Here is an 18,996-nt window from a genome sequence, read left to right on the forward strand (position 1 = left end):
ACGCTTCCAGGCGGCGGACTGTTGGGGGCGCGGGAGGTGAGTCACCGTACGCCGGCGATGCCGGCCGTGGCGGCGGTGACGCGCCTGGCCCCGTTCCACAACCTGGCAGGAGTCCTCCTCCATGTTCATGCACAACAAGCGCCTGATGTACACCGTGCGGGTGTCGGAACCGAATCCCATGCTGGCCAGCCTGATGCTGGAGCAGTTCGGCGGTCCGCAGGGCGAGCTGGCGGCGGCGATGCGCTACTTCACCCAGGGGCTGGCGGACGAGGATCCCGGCCGCAAGGACATGCTGATCGACATCGCCACCGAGGAGCTGAGCCATCTCGAGGTGATCGGCAGCATCGTCGCCATGCTGACCAAGGGTGTGAAGGGCAAGCTGGCCGAGGGGGCGGAGGAGACCGCCGACCTGCTGGCCAACATCACCCAGGGCGGCTCCAGCCACACGCTGTCGCTGCTCTACGGCGGCGGTCCGGCGCTGACCAACTCCGGCGGGCAGCTGTGGACCGCGGGGTACGTCGATTCCATCGGCGACCCGACCTGCGACCTGCGCTCCAACATCGCCGCGGAGTCGCGGGCCAAGATCATCTACGAGCGCCTGATGAACGTGACCGACGACGCCGGCGTCAAGGAGGCACTGGGCTTTCTCATGACCCGCGAGATCGCCCACCAGAAGAGTTTCGAGAAGGCACTCTACTCCATCGAGAACAACTTCCCGCCGGGCAAGATGCCGGGGGACGAGCGGTTCGCGAACACGTACTACAACATGAGCCAGGGCCCCGGCGACATGCGCGGGCCGTGGAACCAGGGCGACCAGTGGGACTACGTCGACGCCCGGCCGGACCAGCAGGCGGTCGACGGCGGCGACGGCAACGCCTCGGTGCGCCTGGCCGCGGCGGAGATCGCCTCGGTCGACAAGGTGGCGGAGCGCACCAAGTCGCGCCTCGACGTGGACCCGACCACCGGCGCCGACATCGGTGCCGGGCCGGGAGCGGGCAAGACGAAGCCGGTCGGCGCGACCTGACCCGCCGTCCTCACGGGGCGGAGCCGGCGACCGCCGGCTCCGCACCCGCCGCGGCGTCGTCCCGCCGCTTGCCGCTGACGCCGATCAGCCACAGCAGGATCAGCAGGCCCGGCAGCGCCCCCGCCATCGACAGCAGGAAGAACGCACTCCAGCTCATCTGATCGGCGAGCCAGCCGGACGAGGCACCGAGCAGGTCGCCGCCCAGCTTGTAGAAGCTCGACAGCAGCGCGTACTGGGTGGCCGTGTAGGAGGCGTGGCACAGGCTGGAGAGATAGGCGACGAAGGCGGCGGTGGCGATGCCGCCGCAGACGTTCTCGGCCGCCACGGTGACCGCCAGCATGGACAGGTCGTGGCCGGCCCAGGCCAGCGCGACGAAACCGAGGTTGGACACCATCTGCGCCAGCCCGCCCACCAGCAGCCCGCGCAGCACCCCGATGCGGCTCACCAGCACGCCTCCGGCCAAGCCGCCGACGATCGTCGCCCACAGGCCGAACAGCTTGGTGACGTTGGCGATCTCCGTCTTCTCGAAGCCCAGGTCCACGTAGAACGGCGCGGCCATGATGCCGGCCAGCACGTCGCCCAGCTTGTAGCAGGCGATGAAGGCGAGGATCGCCACCCAGGCGCGCCGGGTCATGAACTGGGCGAAGGGCGCCACCACCGCACCGTAGAGCCACGCCAGCGTCTCGGCGCGCCAGCCGTGCAGGTGGGGACGCGCCTCCAGCCAGGCGGCGACGTGGCGCTCGCGCGCCGCGGCGTCGGCCGAGCCGGCGGCCGCGGGCTCCCGCGTCAGCAGCACGGTGACCATGCCCACCGCCACCAGACCGGCCATGGTGTAATAGGCGGCGTGCCAGCCGAAGAACGAGGCGACGTAGAGCGCGCCGGCGCCCGAGGCCAGCATGCCGAAGCGGTAGCCCAGCACCAGCATGGCCGCTCCGGCCGCCTGCTCCTCCTCCTCCAGCAACTCCACCCGGTAGGCGTCGATGACGATGTCCTGGCTGGCCGAGCAGAAGGCGACCACCACGGCGCAGACCGCGGTCCACCACAGGTCGGCCAGCGGGTCGGTGCTGCCCAGCCCGACCAGCGCCGCCATCAGCGCCACCTGGGTGACCAGCGCCCAGCCGCGGCGCCGGCCGAACACCCGGGTGATCACCGGCAGGCGCAGCCGGTCGATCATTGGCGCCCACACGAACTTCAGCGCGTAGGGCAGGGAGACCAGGGCGAACAGGCCGATGGCGGTCTTGCTGATCCCGCCCTCGCGCAGCCACACCGACAGGGTCGCGCCGGTGAGCGCCAGAGGCAGCCCCTCGGAAAAGCCCAGGAACAGGATGGTCAGCACGCGGCGGTCGAGATAGACGGCGGCGGCCTGGACCCACGACGACGCTTTCACGCGGCACTCCCCTCTGTGGCGGCGGCGCGGCGCCGGTGCGGACGTTATAGGCACGCCATCGGGCCGCGGCCAACCCGCAACGGCCGCGCCCGCCCCGGCCGATGGCGCGCCGGCCCCTGCGACACCACGCCGCAGCGTCCCGCCGCCGGCCGCCGCGGACCGGGCAAACGCCCGGGTTCGCGCGTGAATTGGCGGCCGTTCCCCGGACCCGGCGGCCGGCGCCGCCCCCCGCCTTCGCCCGCGGCGCCGAGGTGCGGGACATTTTCCAGTTACACGTGTGAATGATGATTTGCTACATTAGCAATATGGAAACATAACCATTGCCGATGGCCGTGGCACGGGCCGGCGGGCCGCGCCCGGGGTCCCGTCTGGGGCCCCCCCGTCTGGGGCCATGGTGACGTCGCCCCGGGCGGTGGCGCCGGCGGGCTGCGCACGAAACGGCACCGGGCAGGAACGGATCACAGGGGAGAACGCACATGATGCTGTCACGCCTGCGTCGTCTACTCGCCTCCACGGCGGTCGGGGGGGCGGTCGCCTTCGGGGCCGCCGCCGGGCTGGCGCCCACCGCGGCCCTGGCCGCCGGCGGCCCGGACGCCGCGGCCCTGGCCGGTACCTGCGCCGGCTGCCACGGGCCGGACGGCTCCAGCCTCGGCCCGGCCACCCCGACCATCGCCGGCCTGTCGGTCGAGTACTTCGTGCTCTCCATGGAGGATTTCCGGACCGGCAAGCGGCCGTCCACGGTGATGCAGCGCATTGCCAAGGGCTACACGGACGGGCAGGTCGCGGCCATGGCGGCGTGGTTCCAGGACCGGCCCTTCGTCCGCGTCGCCCAGCCCGTCGACCCGGCCAAGGCCGCGGAGGGCAAGCGGCTGGCCCGCACCTTCTGCGAATCCTGCCACGAGGAGGAGGGGCGGGTGGGTGACGGCGTGGGCGTGCTGGCCGGCCAGAAGCTGGCCTACATGGAGTTCGCCATGGAGGACTTCCTCGACGGCTCACGCGAGATGGAGAAGCGGCAGGCCCGCAAATACGCGGAGCTGAAGGAGGCGCACGGGGACGCGGGGTTCGATGCGATCCTGCACTACTACGCCGGCCTGCAATGAACCGGGAGGAACGCACCATGACCAGGATCGACCGTCGTTCGTTCGTCGCCATGGCGCTGGCCGGCGCCGGCACCGCCGCCGCCGCCGGCGTTGCCGCCCCCCAGGTCGCCCGCGCCGCCGGGGCCAGGGTGGTGGTGGTCGGCGGCGGCCCGGCCGGGGCCACCGCGGCGCGCCATCTGCGCCGCCTCGACCCCACCGTCGCGGTGACGCTGATCGAGGCCAACCGCGACTACCACACCTGCTTCATGAGCAACGAGGTGCTGGGCGGAGAGCGGAGCCTGGAGAGCCTGCGGGTCGGCTATGGCGGCCTTGCCGCGGCGGGCATCACCGTGGTCCACGACCTGGTGACGGGGATCGACGGCGCCGCGCGCACCGTGGTCACCCGGGGCGGCGACCGCTTCGCCTACGACCGCTGCATCGTCGCGCCGGGCATCGAGCTCGTCTACGACAGCATCGACGGCTACAGCGCCGCCGCCGCCGAAACCGCCCCCCATGCCTGGAAGGCGGGGCCGCAGACGGCGCTGCTGCGCCGCCAGCTGGAGGCGATGCCCGACGGCGGCACCTTCGTCCTGGTGGCGCCGCCCAACCCGTTCCGCTGCCCGCCGGGTCCGTACGAGCGGGCGAGCCTGGTCGCCCAGTACTTCACGCGGCACAAGCCCCGCTCCAAGGTGATCATCCTCGACGCCAAGGACGCCTTCTCCAAGCAGAAGCTGTTCGAGCAGGCCTGGGCCAAGTTCTACGGCTTCGGCGGCGCCGACAGCATGATCGAGTGGGTGCCGGCGGCCAAGGGCGGCGCCGTCGGGGCGGTGGACGTGGCGGGGCTGGCGGTGGAGACCGACTTCGACCGCGTCGCGGCGGCGGTGCTCAACATCATCCCGGCCCAGCGGGCGGGCCGGATCGCCGCCGACGCCGGGCTGACCGAGGGCGACTGGACACCGGTCGACAAGCGGACCTTCGAATCCGCCAAGGTGCCCGGCATTCACGTTCTGGGCGACGCGTGCGACGCCACCGCGATGCCGAAATCGGGCTATTCCGCGAACTCCCAGGGCAAGGTGACGGCGGCGGCGGTGGCCGCCCTGCTGCGCGGCGAGGAGGCACCGGAGCCGTCCTACGTCAACACCTGCTACTCGATCGCCGGCCCGGACCACGGCTTTTCCGTGGCTGCCGTCTACACCTACGACAAGGCGACGAACGCGATCGCCGCGGTCGAGGGCGCCGGCGGCCTGTCGCCGCTGGATGCCAGCGACGCCGACCGCAAGCGGGAACGCGCCTACGCCCATTCCTGGCATCGCAACATCGTCGCCGACAGCTGGGGCTGAGGAGCGCCGGCCGTGTCCGCCCGTGCCTTCCCGTGGGTGTCCCGCCGCGTCGCCGGCGCCCTGCTCCTCGCCGCCGGCGGGGCGGTCTTCACCGCCCTGCTGGTCGGCGGGTTCCACGCCTTTGCCGACCTCACCAACCGGACGGAGTTCTGCATCTCGTGCCACGAGATGGAGAGCGGCCCGTACGCCGAGTACACCCGGACCATCCACTTCAACAACCGGACCGGGGTGCGGGCGCAGTGCGCCGACTGCCACGTACCCGAGGCGTTCGGCCCCAAGCTGGTCGCCAAGGTGGTGGCGGTCAAGGACGTCTACCATTCCCTGATGGGAACCATCGACACCCGGGAGAAGTTCGAGGCCCGCCGCCTCGCCATGGCGCAGCGGGTGTGGGCGACGATGGAGGCGTCCGGCTCGCAGCCCTGCCGCACCTGCCACGATTTCCGGGCGATGGATCTGGAGGAGCAGGGCCGGCGCGCCCGCGCCAAGCATCCGGCGGCGATGCAGGAGGGCAAGCACTGCGTGGCCTGCCACAAGGGCATCGTCCACGAACTGCCAGCGGATTACGAGGGCGACTGATGGCGGGACGACCGGCAATCGGGCGGCGGGTGCGCGCGGCACGGCCCGCGGGGGTGTTGGCGATCGGGGTTCTGGCGGCGCTGCTGGGGTGGCCGGGAACCGCCCCGGCCGCCGCCGACGGAAACGGGGCCGGTGTGGGAGAGGGCGACCTCGGCTCCGTCGTCCGCGGCGGTCGCCTCTACGACGACTGGGCCAAGGAGATCGGAGCCACGGTGCCCGAATCCGGGTCCGGGTCCGGGTCCGGGGCCGGGGAGGGGCGGACGCCGGGCCGCTGCGTCGCCTGCCATGGCTGGGACTACCGTGGCCGCGACGGCGAGCGGGGGCGGGGCGGCGGGCCCGGGGCGGCCGCCGGCCTGCAGGCCCTGCGCGGCGGCGACCCCGCGGCCGTCCTGGCGGTCCTCGCCGATGACCGCCATGGCCACGACGCGGTCCTGGACCACGACGACGTCATGGACCTTGCCGCCTTCGTCACCCGCGGGCAGGTGGCGATGGACCGGACGGTGGACCCGGCGACGGGCCGCGCCGCCGGCGCGCCCGGCCCGGGCAACGTCCTGTTCCAGACCATCTGCGCCAACTGCCACGGCATCGCCGGGCAGGCCATCGCGCGCGCCCCCGCGCTGGGCGACGCCGCCCGCGGCAACCCGTGGCAGGCCCTGCACACCCTTCTGAACGGCCACCCCGGTGGCGACATGCCGGCGTTGCGCGTCCTCGGCCTCGGCGCCCTCGGCGACACGCTGGCCCATCTGCAGACGCTGCCGCCGCGCGCCCTCGAAGCCTCGATCGCGCGCGGCGGCCGCCTCTACGACACCTGGTACAAGGAGAACCGGCAGGACCCGCCGGCCACGGTGCATCCCGCCTATCCCGGGCCGCTGCCGCCCGGCGTGCTGCCCCGCACCACCTGGCGCTGCAAGGAATGCCACGGCTGGGACTACCGGGGACGGGACGGCGCCTATGGCGACGACGCCCACCACACCGGGATCGCCGGGGTGCGCGACCGGGCCGGCGGCGATCCGGCGGCGGTGGCCGCGGTGCTGGACGACGCGACCCACCGCTACGGCGCGCTCCTCAGCCCCCGCGACCGCGCCGACCTCGCCAACTTCGTCGTCCACGGCCAGGTCGACATGGACGCCGTGATCGACCGGGCCACGCGGCGGGCGCGGGGCGACGCGGCCGCCCATGCGGATCATTTCCAGACCATCTGCGCGCCCTGCCATGGCCGGGAGGGACGCGCCATCCGCACCATGCCGCCGCTCGGCCGGATCGCCGCCGGCGATCCCTGGCGGGCGCTGCACGGCATCCTGAACGGCCATCCCGGCGAGGCGATGCCGCCGCTGCGGGCATTGCCCGAAGCGACGGTGTCGGGAATACTCGCGCACACACAGGGGTTGCCGGCCCGCCATTGAGCGGGCCGCCGTTCAACAGGGGGCGTCGCATGGAAGAGGTTTCGGTCCGCACCGCAGTGGCGGGGCTGGCGTTCCTGGCCGGCATCGTGTTCGGAGCCACCGCCCAGAAGACCCATTTCTGCACCATGGGCGCCATCTCCGACATCGTCGTGATGGCGGACTACCGCCGCTTCCGGTCCTGGCTGCTGGCCATCGCCGTGGCGCTCGCGGTGAGCCAGGGCCTGTGGGCGGCCGGGGTGATCGACCTCAACGGCTCCATCTACCGCACCGCCTCCCTCGGCTGGATGGGTGCCATCCTCGGCGGGGCGATGTTCGGCTTCGGCATGACCCTGGCCGGCGGGTGCGGCAACAAGACCCTGGTGCGCATCGGTGGCGGCAGCCTGAAGTCAGTGGTCGTGTTCATGGTGCTGGGCGTCACCGCCTACATGACCCTGCGCGGCCTGATCGCCCTGGCCCGGGTGGAGATGGAGGCGGCCACCAACCTGGACCTCGGCATGGCGCAGGGCGTCGACGAGATCCTCGCCGCCACCACCGGCCTGCCGGCGGCGGCCCTGCGCCTGGCGGTGACGGCGCTGGCCGCCGGGGCGGTCCTGTGGTGGTGTCTCAAGGACGCGGCGTTCCGCCGCTCGGGCAAGGACGTCGCCGCCGGCCTCATCATCGGCTTGATCGTTCCGGCGGGATGGTGCATCACCGGCGTGGTCGGCCACGACGACTTCGAGCCGACGCCGCTGGCCTCCTTCTCCTTCATCGCCCCGATCGGCGAGAGCCTGCAATACCTCATGACCTTCACCGGCTCGACCATCGACTTCGGCATCGCCACCGTGGGCGGCGTGATCGCCGGGTCCTTCCTGATGGCGGTGGCCACCGGCACCTTCCGGGTCGAGGCCTTCGTCGGCGCCGAGGACATGCTGGGCCATCTCGGCGGGGCGGTGCTGATGGGGGTGGGCGGCGTGCTGGCGCTGGGCTGCACCATAGGCCAGGGGCTGACCGGGATCTCCACCCTGGCGGTCGGCTCGGTGCTCGCCCTTCTGGCGATCCTCGCGGGCGGGGTGCTGGGCATGAAGTACTTGGAAGAAGGCTCCTTCGGCGGCGCCCTGCGCGCCGTCCTCACCCGCGGCTGAGCGGCCGTTTCCCTCCAGGAGAATGCGCGGACATGAGCATTGACACCACCGTGACCCGAACCCTCGACGTGCGCGGGCTGAGCTGCCCGCAGCCGCTGATGAGGACCAAGAAGGCGATCCAGGGACTGCCGGTCGGGGGCCTTCTGGAGGTGACGAGCACCGATCCCGGTTCGCTCGACGATTTCCCGTCCTTCTGCCGCGCCACCGGCCACGAGCTGGTCGGGCTCAAGGAGGAAAAGGGCGACTACGTGTTCCTGCTGCGCCGCGCCAAGTAGGCGGCGGCCCTCCCGGCGACTCCGAAGCAGTGGAAAATTTCCGGGTGCCGACGTATAGGGTTGATCCCGTGGGCCGGCCCTGGCCCAATGATCCCTTGGGCCGGCCCTGGCCCAATGGAGGTTGACCCGGAAGGAAAGAGTGAGCGTCATGGCCGAGCGTTGGACCCCGGAGAGCTGGAAGACGAAGACGGCGAAGCAGTTGCCGGTCTATCCGGACGCGGCGAAGGTCGAGTCCGTCGTGCAACGCCTGGCCTCCTACCCGCCCCTGGTGTTTGCCGGCGAGGCGCGGCGGCTCAAGCAGCATCTGGCCGACGCGGCGGCGGGCAACGCGTTTCTGCTGCAGGGCGGCGACTGCGCCGAGAGCTTCGCCGAGTTCCACCCCAACAACATCCGCGACACCTTCCGCGTGCTGCTGCAGATGGCCATCGTGCTGACCTTCGGCGCGGCCATTCCGGTGGTCAAGGTGGGGCGCATGGCCGGCCAGTTCGCCAAGCCGCGCTCGGCCGACTACGAGACGGTGGACGGTGTCGAGCTGCCGAGCTACCGCGGCGACATCATCAACGGCTTCGAGCCGACCCCGGACATGCGCATCCCCGATCCCGAGCGGATGATGCAGGCCTACACCCAGGCGGCGGCCACGTTGAACCTGCTGCGCGCCTTCGCCCAGGGCGGCTACGCCGACCTGCACAAGGTGCACCAGTGGACCCTGGGCTTCGTCGAGCGGTCGCCCGCCGGCGAGCGCATGCGCGACCTGGCGCAGCGCCTCGACGAATCGCTGGCGTTCATGGCGGCCTGCGGCATCACGGCGCAGACCACCCCGCAGATCCGCGAGACCGACTTCTTCACCAGCCACGAGGCGCTGCTGCTGCCGTTCGAGCAGGCGCTGACCCGCATCGACAGCACCTCGGGCGAATGGTACGACGTCTCGGCCCACATGCTGTGGATCGGCGACCGCACCCGCCAGCTCGACGGCGCCCACGTGGAGTTCCTGCGCGGGGTGCGCAACCCGATCGGCCTGAAATGCGGGCCGACCAGCGACCCCGACGAGTTGATCCGCCTCATCGACATCCTCAACCCGGTCAACGAACCGGGACGGCTGACCCTGATCGTGCGCATGGGGGCGGACAAGGTGGCGCAGATGTTCCCGCCGCTGCTGCGCCGGGTGCGGGCGGAGGGGCGCACGGTCGTGTGGTCGTGCGACCCCATGCACGGCAACACCATCAAGGCCTCCAACGGCTACAAGACGCGGCCGTTCGAGCGGGTGCTGGGCGAGGCGCGCGACTTCTTCGCCGTGCACCAGGCCGAGGGCACCCACGCCGGCGGCGTCCATTTCGAGCTGACCGGCCAGGACGTCACCGAGTGCACCGGCGGCGCCCAGGCGATCACCGACCACAAGCTGGCGCTGCGCTACCACACCGCCTGCGACCCCCGCCTCAACGCCAGCCAGGCCCTGGAACTGGCCTTCCTGCTGGCCGAGGAGTTGAAGCGCGCCCGCGACCAGCGCGACGCCGAGCGCCGCGCCGCCGCCCGCGCGGCCCAGTGACGCAGGGCTCCGCCCGCCGGCCCCACCGCCGCCTGTGAAGCCCCTCTCCCCGGCGGGGAGAGGGGACGGGGCCGGAGGTCCGCCGCCGCCGGCGGTCGCCCCGGCGTCCCCGCCAAAGCCTCTTCCCTCGCGCCGCCCGCCCGTATAAAGCTGGACGCTCCGTGCCGTGGCCGGCCCCCGGGCGGCCGGGCGGGCACGGCACCAGACGCCGGGAACGAGACGCCGGGAACGAGGCAATGGACGGCAACAGCGCGACGACTTTCCCCTATCCGGACGCCGCCACGGTCGGCGACTGGACGGACACCTACTTCAAGCGCACCAAGGAGGCGGTCGGCAAGTTCGGCGACAAGCGGGTCGTCTACGCCGTCTTCATGCGCCGCCCCGTGGTCTGCGCCCCGCGGCTCGCCATCGACTGGCTGAAGGCGGTCTGCGCGCAGCGCGGCACCGAGGTCGGGATCGAGCTGAACTACGAGGAGGGCAAGTGGATCGGCGCGGGTGAGCCGATCATGTACCTCACCGGCTCCCTCTATCACCTGGTGGACCTGGAGACGCTGTTCCTGATGAAGCTGGGGCCGGCCTGCGTGGCCGCCTACAACGCCTTCACCATGTGCGCCGACCTGCCGAAGGCGGCGTTCCTGGCCATGGACGCCCGCCATTGCGCCGGCACCGAGATGGCCGAGGCCATGGCCTACGCCGCCTCGGTCGGGTCGGAGCGGGCGCGCCGCAAGGTCGGGGCGCGCGGCTTCGTCGGCAACGCCACCGACGCCACCGCGCGGTATTTCGGCCAGAGCCGCGGCATGGGCACCATGCCCCATGCCCTGATCGGCTACGCCGGCTCCACCGTGCGCGCCGCCGAGATGTTCCACGAGACCTTTCCCGACCTGCCGCTGACCGTCCTGGTGGACTATTTCGGGCGCGAGGTCACCGACAGCCTGGCGGTGTGCCGCCGCTTTCCCGAGCTGGCGGCGGCCGGCAAGCTGGGGGTGCGGCTGGACACCCCGGGCGGCCGCTTCGTGGAGGGGCTGGACCCCCCGGCGTCCTACGCGGTGCTCGAGCGTCACGCCCCCCACGCCATTCGCGGCTACCGCGACGAGACCCAGCTCCGCTACCTCATCGGCACCGGCGTCTCGGCGGCGGCGGCCCACCACATGCGCGAGAAGCTGGACGAGGCGGGCTTTCCGGCGGTCAAGATCGTCGCCTCCAGCGGCTTCGGGCCGGCCAAGTGCCGGCTGATGGCGGAGGCCAGCGCCCCGGTCGACGTGGTCGGCACCGGCAGCTTCCTGCCGGAGCACTGGAACGAGACCTACGCCACCGCCGACATCATCGAGTACGATGGCGAACCGCGGGTCAAGGTCGGGCGCGAATTCCTCTTCCGCCGCGGCTGACTCCCCCGTCGTCGCTGTCGACGCGGACCCCCGGTCTGCCTATGATGCCGGCTCGCGGACGGGATGGAGGAGAGCGTCGTGGGGCAACGGGATAACGGCGGCGGGGCGGGCGGCGTGGCGCCGCGCGAGCCCTTCACGGGCACGCCGGCCGACCGGCTGATCCGGTTGTGGCGTGGCGACGACGAGCGGTTCGACCAGCTTCTCGACGAGATCCTCGACGCCGGGCGCCAGGCGGTGGTGGACGCCGCCGCGGCCAAGCTGCGCGAGGACGAGCGGCTGTCCTTCCTGGACGACGTCGAGACGCTGGCCGAGATCGTCGACCGCGTCGACGAGAACGGGCGGCGTGTCACCAGCAGCCTGTACTGGTTCGTGGCCGAGGTCGACGGCGAGCTGACGGTGCCGCCGCCGGCCGAGGCCATCGCCACGGCGGTGGACGACGCCGAGCTGTTCGAGGGCGAGGAGCGGCTGCGCGTGGTGCCGGTGTGGCTGTCGCCGGAGGAGCTGTCCTACATGGAGGCGGTGGACCGCCGCGCCCTGCTGAAGCGGGTGGTGGCGGCGTTCGACGGGGTCGGCCGCTTCGCCGCCGAGCAGGAGCTGCTGGCCGACGGCAGCGACGAGGGCGGCATGCTGGCGGTGCTGGGCCTGCTGGACGAGCCGCACGACGACGCCTTCCTGCGCACCGACGAGGACTGGGACGAGGAGCTGTCGCCGGAGGGGCAGGAGCGCATCCTGACCGCCGTCGCCGAAATCTCCTCGGCGGTCGCCGCTGCCGATTCCCGCATCCGCCGCTGCCGGCCGGTGGGCGGGCTGACCGACCTGCTGGAGTTCGTCGCCGAAGGGGCGTGGGACGACGACGCCCTGCTCGACGAGCTCAGCCAGTTCCTGGACGTCGCCTCGGACGAGACGACGGACGGCGTGCTGGACGCCCGCGTGCGCTACGTGGAGGACGGGCTGGAGGTGCTGGTGTCCGACGCGTCCGGCCGCATGCTGGACCAGGCCAGCTTCGACATGTCGGACGAGCAGCTTCCGCAGGCGGTCGACCTGCTCAAGCGCCGCTGCCGCACGGTGGAGCCGGCGGACCCCGACGAGCCCGGCTGAACGGCCCGGCTGATCCACCTGGCTGAACGGCCCGGCCGCCCCTGAACGCGGCTGCCCCGCCGGCCAACCGGGCAGGGGATGGCCGGGGCGGCCCCGCGACCCCCGGGCGGCGCGCCTGTTGTTCTTCGGACCGGAGATCCCGACAGTCCGAAGACGGAGGCCGTCCCGATGCCGCGCATCCTCGCCGCGATCGTCCTCGCCGCCGCCGGTGCCGCCGCCGGCGTGCTCGCTGCCGCCGACGCCGCCCACGCCGGCCCGCCCCGCCACGCCCTGGCGCTCTACGGCGACCCGAAGTACGGGCCGGGCTTCGCGCATTTCGACTACGTCAACCCCGACGCCCCCAAGGGCGGCGCGGTCCGCCTGTCGGCGGTGGGCAGTTTCGACACCCTGAACCCCTACACCTTGAAGGGGGTGCCTGCGGCCGGGCTCGGCGCGACCTACGACACGCTGATGGTCGGCTCGGACGACGAGCCGTTCTCCCAGTACGGCCTGCTCGCCGAGACGGTGGAGGTCGCCGACGACCGGAGCTGGGCGCGCTTCGTGCTTCGCCCGCAGGCGCGGTGGCATGACGGCCGCCCGGTGACCGCCGCCGACGTCGCCTTCAGCTTCGAGACTCTGGTCGCCAGCCACCCCTTCTTCCGCGGCTATTACGGGGGGGTCCGGACGGTCGAGGTGGAGGGCGAGCGGGCCGTCCGCTTCCTGTTCCGCCCCGGCGCCAACCGGGAGCTGCCGCTGATCCTCGGCCAGTTGCCGGTGCTTCCCCGTCACCACTGGCACGGGAGGGCGTTCGCCGCCTCGACCCTCGAGCCGCCGCTGACCAGCGGCCCCTACCGCGTCGCCCGCGTCGAGCCCGGCCGCACCGTGGTCTACGAGCGGGTCGAGGACTACTGGGCGCGCGACCTGCCGGTGATGGCGGGCCGGCACAATTTCGGCTCGATCACCTATGAGTACTACCGGGATGCGGCGGTGGCGTTGCAGGCGTTCCGCTCCGGCCTCGTCGATTTCCGCGCCGAGACCGCCGCCAAGACCTGGGCCACCGGCTACGACCTGCCGGAGGTCGCCGCCGGCCGGATCGTCCGGGAGGAGATCCCCCACCAGAACGTCGCCGGCATGCAGGGCTACGTCTTCAACACCCGGCGTGCGGTGTTCCAGGACCCGATGGTGCGCAACGCCATCACCCACGCCTTCGACTTCGCCTGGACCAACGAGACGTTGCTCTATGGCGCCTACACGCGGACCGACAGCTACTTCGACAACTCCGACCTGCAATCGGCCGGGGTGCCCGACGCGGCGCAACGCGCGCTGCTGGAGCCGCTGCGCGGCCAGCTGCCGGAGGAGGTGTTCCTGCGTCCCTACGAGCCGCCCTCCACCGACGGGCCCGACGGCCGCCGCCGCGCCCTGCTGACGGCGCAGCGCCTGCTGGAGGCGGCGGGCTGGACGGTGCGCGACGGCGTCCGGGTCAACGCCGGCACCGGGCGGGCGCTGACGTTCGAGATCCTGCTGGAGTCGCCGACCTTCGAACGCGTCACGCTGCCCTTCGTCGCCAATCTGCGCCGCCTCGGCGTTCGCGCCCGCGTGCGCACGGTGGACGCGACCCAGTACCAGAACCGCATCCGCGACTTCGATTTCGACATGGTGGTCCATGTCTGGCCGCAATCGCTGTCACCCGGCAACGAGCAGCGCGGCCTCTGGGGCTCCGAGGCTGCGGACTCCCCGGGCAGCCAGAATCTCGCCGGCATCCGCAGCCCGGCGGTCGACCGCCTGATCGACGCGGTGGTCCGGGCGACGACCCGCCGCGACCTGGAAACCGCGGTCGCCGCCCTGGACCGCGTCCTGCTGTGGGGCCACCACGTGGTGCCCCATTGGCACAGCACCGCCTACCGCGTCGCCTATTGGCGCCGCCTGCACCGGCCCGACGTGGCGCCCCCCTATGCCCTGGCCTTCGAGACTTGGTGGGTCGCCCGCGACGACGGCTCCGTCGCCGAACGGCGGTGATGCAGGCCGCCGCACGCCGCCGCACACGCCGCCGCCGATCTCCCACTTAAGGACGATTTGACGAAAATGCACATCTTCCTATATGTCATCGCTCCCCGCCGGCTCGGCTGACCGGCACGGGATCGCCGCCGCCGCGGGCCGGACGGGCGCACGTTGCAGATGGACGACGCGGACATGGACACGATCGGTCGAACGGGAACGATCCTGGTGGTCGAAGACAACGCGCTGATGCGCAAGCTGTTCGTCCGCTGCCTGGAGGATGGCGGCTTCGCGGTGGTCGAGGCGGAGGACCCGCGGTCCGTGCTCGGCCTCATGCGCGACGTCCGGCCGGACCTGGTGGTGATGGACATCCTGATGCCGAACCTCACCGGCATTGAGCTGATCGGGCAGATCCGCGGCGCCGCCGATCTCGCCGCGACCCCGGTGGTCGCGGTGACCAACCTCGCGTCGCCGGCCGACCGGCGCCGTCTCGCCGCGGCCGGGTTCGACGGCCACCTGGCCAAACCGATACGCCCGAAAGAGTTTTCAGGGGAGGTCCGGGCCTTCCTCGACGCCGCGGCGCCGGTCCCCATATAACGCCCGCCCGGTTCCGCCCACCCGGCTGCCCACCCGGCCGCCCACCCTCCGATCCGCCCCAAGGAGGCGCACGCCCATGGCGCGTTACCTCGTCACCGGCGGTTGCGGGTTCATCGGTTCCCACCTCGTGGCCCGGCTGCTCGCCGGCGGCCACGCGGTGACGGTGCTCGACGACTTGTCGACCGGCCGGCGTGAGAACCTGCCCGCCGCGGCGACCCTGGTGGTCGGCGACGTCGCCGACGGTGCGGTGGTCCGCACGGCGATGGCCGGCGTCGACGGCTGCTTCCATCTCGCCGCCATCGCCTCGGTCGAGCGGTCACGGGAGGATTGGCTGGCCACCCACCGCACCAACCTGTCGGCCAGCATCGGCGTGTTCGAGGCGGCCCGGGACGCCCGCAGCGACGGGCCGGTTCCGGTGGTGTACGCGTCCTCCGCGGCCGTCTACGGCGATCCCGCGGAGGTGCCGCTGCGCGAGGGGGCGCCGACCGTGCCGCTGTCCGCCTATGGTGCGGACAAGCTGGGGTGCGAGCTGCACGCCCGCGTCGCCGACGGCGTCCATGGCGTGCCCACCACCGGCCTGCGATTCTTCAATGTCTACGGGCCGCGTCAGGACCCGGCGTCGCCCTATTCCGGGGTGATCTCGATCTTCGCCGAGCGCATCCTGCGCGGCCGGCCGGTGGTCGTCCACGGCGATGGCGGGCAGGTCCGCGACTTCGTGTACGTGGGGGATGTCGTGCGCTGTCTCGCCGCCGCCATGGCGACGCCGCGGCGCGGCGCCCCGGTCCACAACGTGTGCACCGGTCGGCCGACCACCGTCTCGCGGCTTGCCGGGGTGCTGGCGGAGCTGTCGGGGCGCCCGCTCGACCTCCATCACGGTCCGGCACGGCCCGGCGACATCCGGGTGTCCGTGGGCGACCCGGCAACTCTGACCGCGGCGCTGGGCGTGACCTGCGCCACCGCGCTTGCCGACGGCCTGCGGGAGACGCTGACGTGGCTGGGCTGACCGGGCGTCGCCTGCGCCGCGCCCTGGCCGCGCTCGGGCTGGGGGTCGCGGCGGCGCTGCCGGCCACCGCCCGCGGCGGCGCCGGGGGGACGCCGTGGGTCGTCTATTACGCGGACACCGCGCCGCCGGCCGCCTTCGCGCCCTACGACCTGGTGGTGCTGGACAGCGAGCATCATCCGCCGCTGCGGCCCCTCAGGGACCGCGGCAAGACCCTGCTCGGCTACATCAGCCTGGGCGAGGTCGAAAGCCACCGCCCGTGGTACGGCACGGTGCGGTCGTGGGGCATCCTGTCGGACGAGAATCCGAACTGGCCCGGCAGCTTCTACGTCGACGTGCGCGACCCGCGCTGGGTGGCGATGGTGGTCGAGGAGCTGGTGCCGGCCCTTCTGCACCGGGGCTTCGACGGGATCTTCCTCGACACCCTCGACAACCCGCCGCACCTGGAGCGCACCGACCCCGCGCGCTACGCCGGCATGACCGAGGCGGCGGCGCGGCTGGTGCGGACCATCCGCCGGCACCACCCGCGCATCGCCATCATGCTGAACCGGGCCTACGAGATCCTGCCGGGGACCGCGGAGGCGCTGGACTACGCGCTGGGCGAATCCGTCTACACCACGTGGGATTTCGCGGCGGGCACGGCCACGCTCCAGCCCGCCGAGGACCACCGCTTCCAGGTGGAGACGCTGCGGGACGCGATGCGCCGCAACCCGCGCCTGGAGGTCATGTCGTTGGACTATTGGGACCCCGCGGACACCGCCGGCGTGCGCCGCATCTACGAGGTCGAGCGGGGCTACGGCTTCTCCCCCTATGTCTCCGTGGTGGAGCTCGACCGCATCGTTCCGGAGCCGCGCCCGTGAGCCCGGCCGGCCGCGCCCCCGCCCGCGCCCCCGCCTTCCATCGCGCGCGCCGCTGCGCACGGGCGCTGGCGGTCCTGGCGATCCTGGCCATCGGCGGCACGGCGGCACCGTGCGGGGCGTCCGCCGCCGGCCCGGCGGAGGTGGCACGGACCGTCCTGGCCCTCTACGACGGCCGCGAGGAGAACCGCATCCGCCTCAGCCGCATCCACACCATGGCGGAGATGCCGCTCAACCACCTCGGGCTCACGGTCGTCTACCACGACGTCTCGGGCGGGCTGCCGGACCTGGCGCGCTGGCCCGGCCTGCGCGGCGTGATCACCTGGTTCGCCGGCCAGCCCTTCGACGACCCCGCGCCCTACGTCGCCTGGGTGGAGCGGGCGCTCGACCGCGGCCTGCGGATGGCCGTGCTGGGGCAGCCGGGGGTCGCGGCCTCCCGCGACGGCACCCCGAGCCCCGGGCGCCTGGCCGACCGCTTCCTGCGCCGCTTCGGCCTTGCCGACGGCGACGGCTACACCAGCCTCACCTACCAGGCCGCGGTTGTGGTCGCGGACCCCGCCATGGTCGGCTTCGAACGCCCGCTGACCGGCGTGCTGCCGGGATACGCGCTGCTGCGCAAGGTGGACGACCGCGTCGCCTCGCACCTCGTCCTGCGGCGCGGCGGCGATCCCGCCAGCGACAGCCATCTGGTGGTCACCGGGCCGGCCGGCGGCCTGGCCGGCGAAGGGTACGCCCGGCACTACGACGCCTCCTTCAACCGCACCTCCTGGGTCATCGACCCGTTCGCCTTCTTCCGCGCCGTCTTCGCCACCGACGCGGTGCCGAAGCCCGACGTGACGACCCTGTCCGGGCGGCGCCTCTACTTCAGCCACGTCGACGGCGACGGCTGGCGCAACGTCACCGAGGTGGCGCCCTACGCCGAGTCCGGCGCCCTGTCGGCCGAGGTGGTGCTGCGGGAGGCGGTGGCCCCCTTCCCCGACCTGCCGGTGACCATCGCCCCCATCGGCGCCGACCTGGACCCCGCCTGGCGCGGCGGGCCGGCGTCGCGCGCGGCGGCCGCGCGGTTGTTCGCCCTGCCCCAGGTGGAACCGGCCAGCCACACCTGGACCCATCCGTTCATGTGGTCCTTCTACCGGGACTACACGCCGGAATCCGAGGACGCCTTCCGCGCCGCCGCGCCGGGGCGGGGCGGCATGATGGCGCGCCTGTGGGGCGGCGGCGAGCCGGAGGTCGTGGGCGAGGGCGGCGGCGAGGGCGCCGGGGCCGGCGCCGCGGAGGGGCTGGACCTCGGGCACTACGCCCGGCCCCGCGCCTATCTGGACGAACCCTTCGACCTGGAGCGTGAGATCGCCGGGTCGCTGGCCTATGTGGCGACCCTCGCCCCGCCGGGCAAGGCGGCGCTCCTGGTCCAGTGGTCGGGCGACACCAGCCCCTTCGAGGCGGCGCTGGCGGCGACCCGGCAGGCCGGCGCCCGCAACATCAACGGCGGCGACACCCGCATGGACCCGGAGTATCCGTCCTACACCTCCGTCTCGCCGATCGGCCTGCCGGTCGGGGCGGAGCGGCAGATCTACGCCGCGGCCTCCAACGAGAACACCTACACCGACCTGTGGACCAACCGCTTCTTCGGCTTCCAGAACCTGGTCCACACGGTGGAGAACACCGAGACGCCGATCCGGGTGAAGCCCTTCAACATCTACTACCACATGTACTCCGGCCAGAAGACGGCGGCGCTGAACGCCCTGCGCAAGAACCTGCAGCACGCCCGCCGGGCGGAGCTGGCGCCGGTCACCGCATCCACCTACGCCGCGATCGCCGAGGGGTTCTACAGCACCCGTCTGGTGGCCGACGGCGAGCGGCGCTGGCGGGTCCTCGACCGCGGCGCCCTGGCGACCCTGCGGTTCGACCACGCCACGTTCCTCACCGTCGACTTCGCGCGGTCCGGCGGGGTGATCGGCCAGCGCCATCACCAGGGCAGCCTGTACGTGGCGCTGGACCCGGCGGTCGCGGAGCCGGTGGTCGCCCTGGCGCCCGGCGATCGCCCCGACGTCGCGGCCGTCGCCGCGCGCCCGTACCTGGTGGAGGGGCGGTGGGCGTTCGGGCGGCTGGCGGTGGATGGCACCGGCTTCACCGTCGACGCGCACGGCTACGGCGCCGGCGCGATGGTGTGGCGGATGCCGGAGCCCGGGGCCTACGACGTGGTCGCGCGGCGGGACGGGGCGGCGCTGTGGCAGGCGCGGGTGGCGGTCGGGGAGGACCGCCGGCTCGCCGTCACGGTCGACACCCCGGCCATCGCGCCGGTGTCGCTGCGCGTCACCCGGGCCGGCGTCTGAGGGG

16 protein-coding genes are annotated in these 18,996 nt (G+C 72.8%); 15 read left to right on the top strand and 1 reads right to left on the bottom strand.

Features of this window, described 5'->3' with window-relative positions; translation table 11 throughout:
* Nucleotides 1-121 precede the first annotated feature (121 nt).
* Entirely contained in the window at nucleotides 122-1,024 is a 903-nt protein-coding gene (locus AC6H2I_RS18345; RefSeq protein WP_497502126.1) for a manganese catalase family protein, read from the top strand.
* A gap of 10 nt (nucleotides 1,025-1,034) precedes the next feature.
* Here AC6H2I_RS18345 and AC6H2I_RS18350 read toward each other — a convergent pair whose 3' ends face one another.
* Nucleotides 1,035-2,411: an AmpG family muropeptide MFS transporter gene (locus AC6H2I_RS18350; RefSeq protein WP_497502127.1), complete on the bottom strand. Its 1,377-nt coding sequence runs from the start codon at nucleotides 2,409-2,411 to the stop codon at nucleotides 1,035-1,037.
* A 476-nt stretch (nucleotides 2,412-2,887) separates the two neighbouring features.
* On the opposite strand from AC6H2I_RS18350, the gene AC6H2I_RS18355 reads away from it, so the two are divergent.
* From AC6H2I_RS18355 to AC6H2I_RS18420, 14 genes are all read left to right on the top strand, one after another.
* Nucleotides 2,888-3,511 (top strand): c-type cytochrome, encoded by a 624-nt coding sequence (locus tag AC6H2I_RS18355; protein ID WP_497502128.1) that lies wholly within the window; start codon nucleotides 2,888-2,890, stop codon nucleotides 3,509-3,511.
* Between the two features lie 17 nt (nucleotides 3,512-3,528).
* Nucleotides 3,529-4,830 carry an FCSD flavin-binding domain-containing protein gene (locus AC6H2I_RS18360; RefSeq protein WP_497502129.1) on the top strand — a complete coding sequence of 434 codons (1,302 nt, stop codon included), beginning with the start codon at nucleotides 3,529-3,531 and terminating at the stop codon, nucleotides 4,828-4,830.
* Nucleotides 4,831-4,842: 12 nt separating this feature from the next.
* Nucleotides 4,843-5,406, top strand: a complete 564-nt coding sequence (locus AC6H2I_RS18365; protein ID WP_497502130.1) for a NapC/NirT family cytochrome c — start codon at nucleotides 4,843-4,845, stop codon at nucleotides 5,404-5,406.
* A gap of 56 nt (nucleotides 5,407-5,462) precedes the next feature.
* Nucleotides 5,463-6,809 (top strand): c-type cytochrome, encoded by a 1,347-nt coding sequence (locus tag AC6H2I_RS18370; RefSeq protein WP_497502131.1) that lies wholly within the window; start codon nucleotides 5,463-5,465, stop codon nucleotides 6,807-6,809.
* Nucleotides 6,810-6,838: 29 nt separating this feature from the next.
* Nucleotides 6,839-7,930: a YeeE/YedE family protein gene (locus AC6H2I_RS18375; protein ID WP_497502132.1), complete on the top strand. Its 1,092-nt coding sequence runs from the start codon at nucleotides 6,839-6,841 to the stop codon at nucleotides 7,928-7,930.
* 32 nt (nucleotides 7,931-7,962) lie between these two features.
* Nucleotides 7,963-8,205: a sulfurtransferase TusA family protein gene (locus tag AC6H2I_RS18380; protein WP_497502133.1), complete on the top strand. Its 243-nt coding sequence runs from the start codon at nucleotides 7,963-7,965 to the stop codon at nucleotides 8,203-8,205.
* Nucleotides 8,206-8,353: 148 nt separating this feature from the next.
* Entirely contained in the window at nucleotides 8,354-9,748 is a 1,395-nt protein-coding gene (locus tag AC6H2I_RS18385; protein ID WP_497502134.1) for a class II 3-deoxy-7-phosphoheptulonate synthase, read from the top strand.
* Nucleotides 9,749-9,984: 236 nt separating this feature from the next.
* Nucleotides 9,985-11,133: a beta/alpha barrel domain-containing protein gene (locus tag AC6H2I_RS18390; protein WP_497502135.1), complete on the top strand. Its 1,149-nt coding sequence runs from the start codon at nucleotides 9,985-9,987 to the stop codon at nucleotides 11,131-11,133.
* A 78-nt stretch (nucleotides 11,134-11,211) separates the two neighbouring features.
* Nucleotides 11,212-12,231 (top strand): hypothetical protein, encoded by a 1,020-nt coding sequence (locus tag AC6H2I_RS18395; RefSeq protein WP_497502136.1) that lies wholly within the window; start codon nucleotides 11,212-11,214, stop codon nucleotides 12,229-12,231.
* A gap of 168 nt (nucleotides 12,232-12,399) precedes the next feature.
* Nucleotides 12,400-14,226, top strand: coding sequence for an extracellular solute-binding protein (locus tag AC6H2I_RS18400; RefSeq protein WP_497502137.1), 1,827 nt, complete (start codon nucleotides 12,400-12,402; stop codon nucleotides 14,224-14,226).
* A 174-nt stretch (nucleotides 14,227-14,400) separates the two neighbouring features.
* Nucleotides 14,401-14,802 (top strand): response regulator, encoded by a 402-nt coding sequence (locus tag AC6H2I_RS18405; RefSeq protein WP_497502139.1) that lies wholly within the window; start codon nucleotides 14,401-14,403, stop codon nucleotides 14,800-14,802.
* A 76-nt stretch (nucleotides 14,803-14,878) separates the two neighbouring features.
* A complete protein-coding gene (locus tag AC6H2I_RS18410; protein ID WP_497502140.1) occupies nucleotides 14,879-15,805 on the top strand; it encodes an NAD-dependent epimerase/dehydratase family protein in 927 nt (308 codons plus the stop codon).
* The gene (locus tag AC6H2I_RS18415; protein ID WP_497502141.1) at nucleotides 15,793-16,662 is read left to right on the top strand and encodes a glycoside hydrolase family 191 protein; all 870 of its coding nucleotides are present in this window, start codon (nucleotides 15,793-15,795) and stop codon (nucleotides 16,660-16,662) included. The genes AC6H2I_RS18410 and AC6H2I_RS18415 overlap by 13 nt, the downstream gene beginning before the upstream one ends.
* Entirely contained in the window at nucleotides 16,659-18,992 is a 2,334-nt protein-coding gene (locus AC6H2I_RS18420) for a polysaccharide deacetylase family protein (RefSeq protein WP_497502142.1), read from the top strand. Before AC6H2I_RS18415 ends, AC6H2I_RS18420 begins: the two co-directional genes overlap by 4 nt.
* The last annotated feature ends 4 nt before the right edge of the window (nucleotides 18,993-18,996 follow it).

Source organism: Azospirillum sp. NS33, from assembly GCF_059703765.1.

Excerpts from the sequence above, each read along its gene's own strand:
- AC6H2I_RS18345 (WP_497502126.1), top strand. The coding sequence starts at position 122 with ATGTTCATGCACAACAAGCGCCTGATGTACACCGTGCGGGTGTCGGAA.
- AC6H2I_RS18355 (WP_497502128.1), top strand. The coding sequence starts at position 2,888 with ATGATGCTGTCACGCCTGCGTCGTCTACTCGCCTCCACGGCGGTCGGG.
- AC6H2I_RS18360 (WP_497502129.1), top strand. The coding sequence starts at position 3,529 with ATGACCAGGATCGACCGTCGTTCGTTCGTCGCCATGGCGCTGGCCGGC.
- AC6H2I_RS18375 (WP_497502132.1), top strand. The coding sequence starts at position 6,839 with ATGGAAGAGGTTTCGGTCCGCACCGCAGTGGCGGGGCTGGCGTTCCTG.
- AC6H2I_RS18380 (WP_497502133.1), top strand. The coding sequence starts at position 7,963 with ATGAGCATTGACACCACCGTGACCCGAACCCTCGACGTGCGCGGGCTG.
- AC6H2I_RS18385 (WP_497502134.1), top strand. The coding sequence starts at position 8,354 with ATGGCCGAGCGTTGGACCCCGGAGAGCTGGAAGACGAAGACGGCGAAG.
- AC6H2I_RS18390 (WP_497502135.1), top strand. The coding sequence starts at position 9,985 with ATGGACGGCAACAGCGCGACGACTTTCCCCTATCCGGACGCCGCCACG.
- AC6H2I_RS18400 (WP_497502137.1), top strand. The coding sequence starts at position 12,400 with ATGCCGCGCATCCTCGCCGCGATCGTCCTCGCCGCCGCCGGTGCCGCC.
- AC6H2I_RS18405 (WP_497502139.1), top strand. The coding sequence starts at position 14,401 with ATGGACACGATCGGTCGAACGGGAACGATCCTGGTGGTCGAAGACAAC.
- AC6H2I_RS18410 (WP_497502140.1), top strand. The coding sequence starts at position 14,879 with ATGGCGCGTTACCTCGTCACCGGCGGTTGCGGGTTCATCGGTTCCCAC.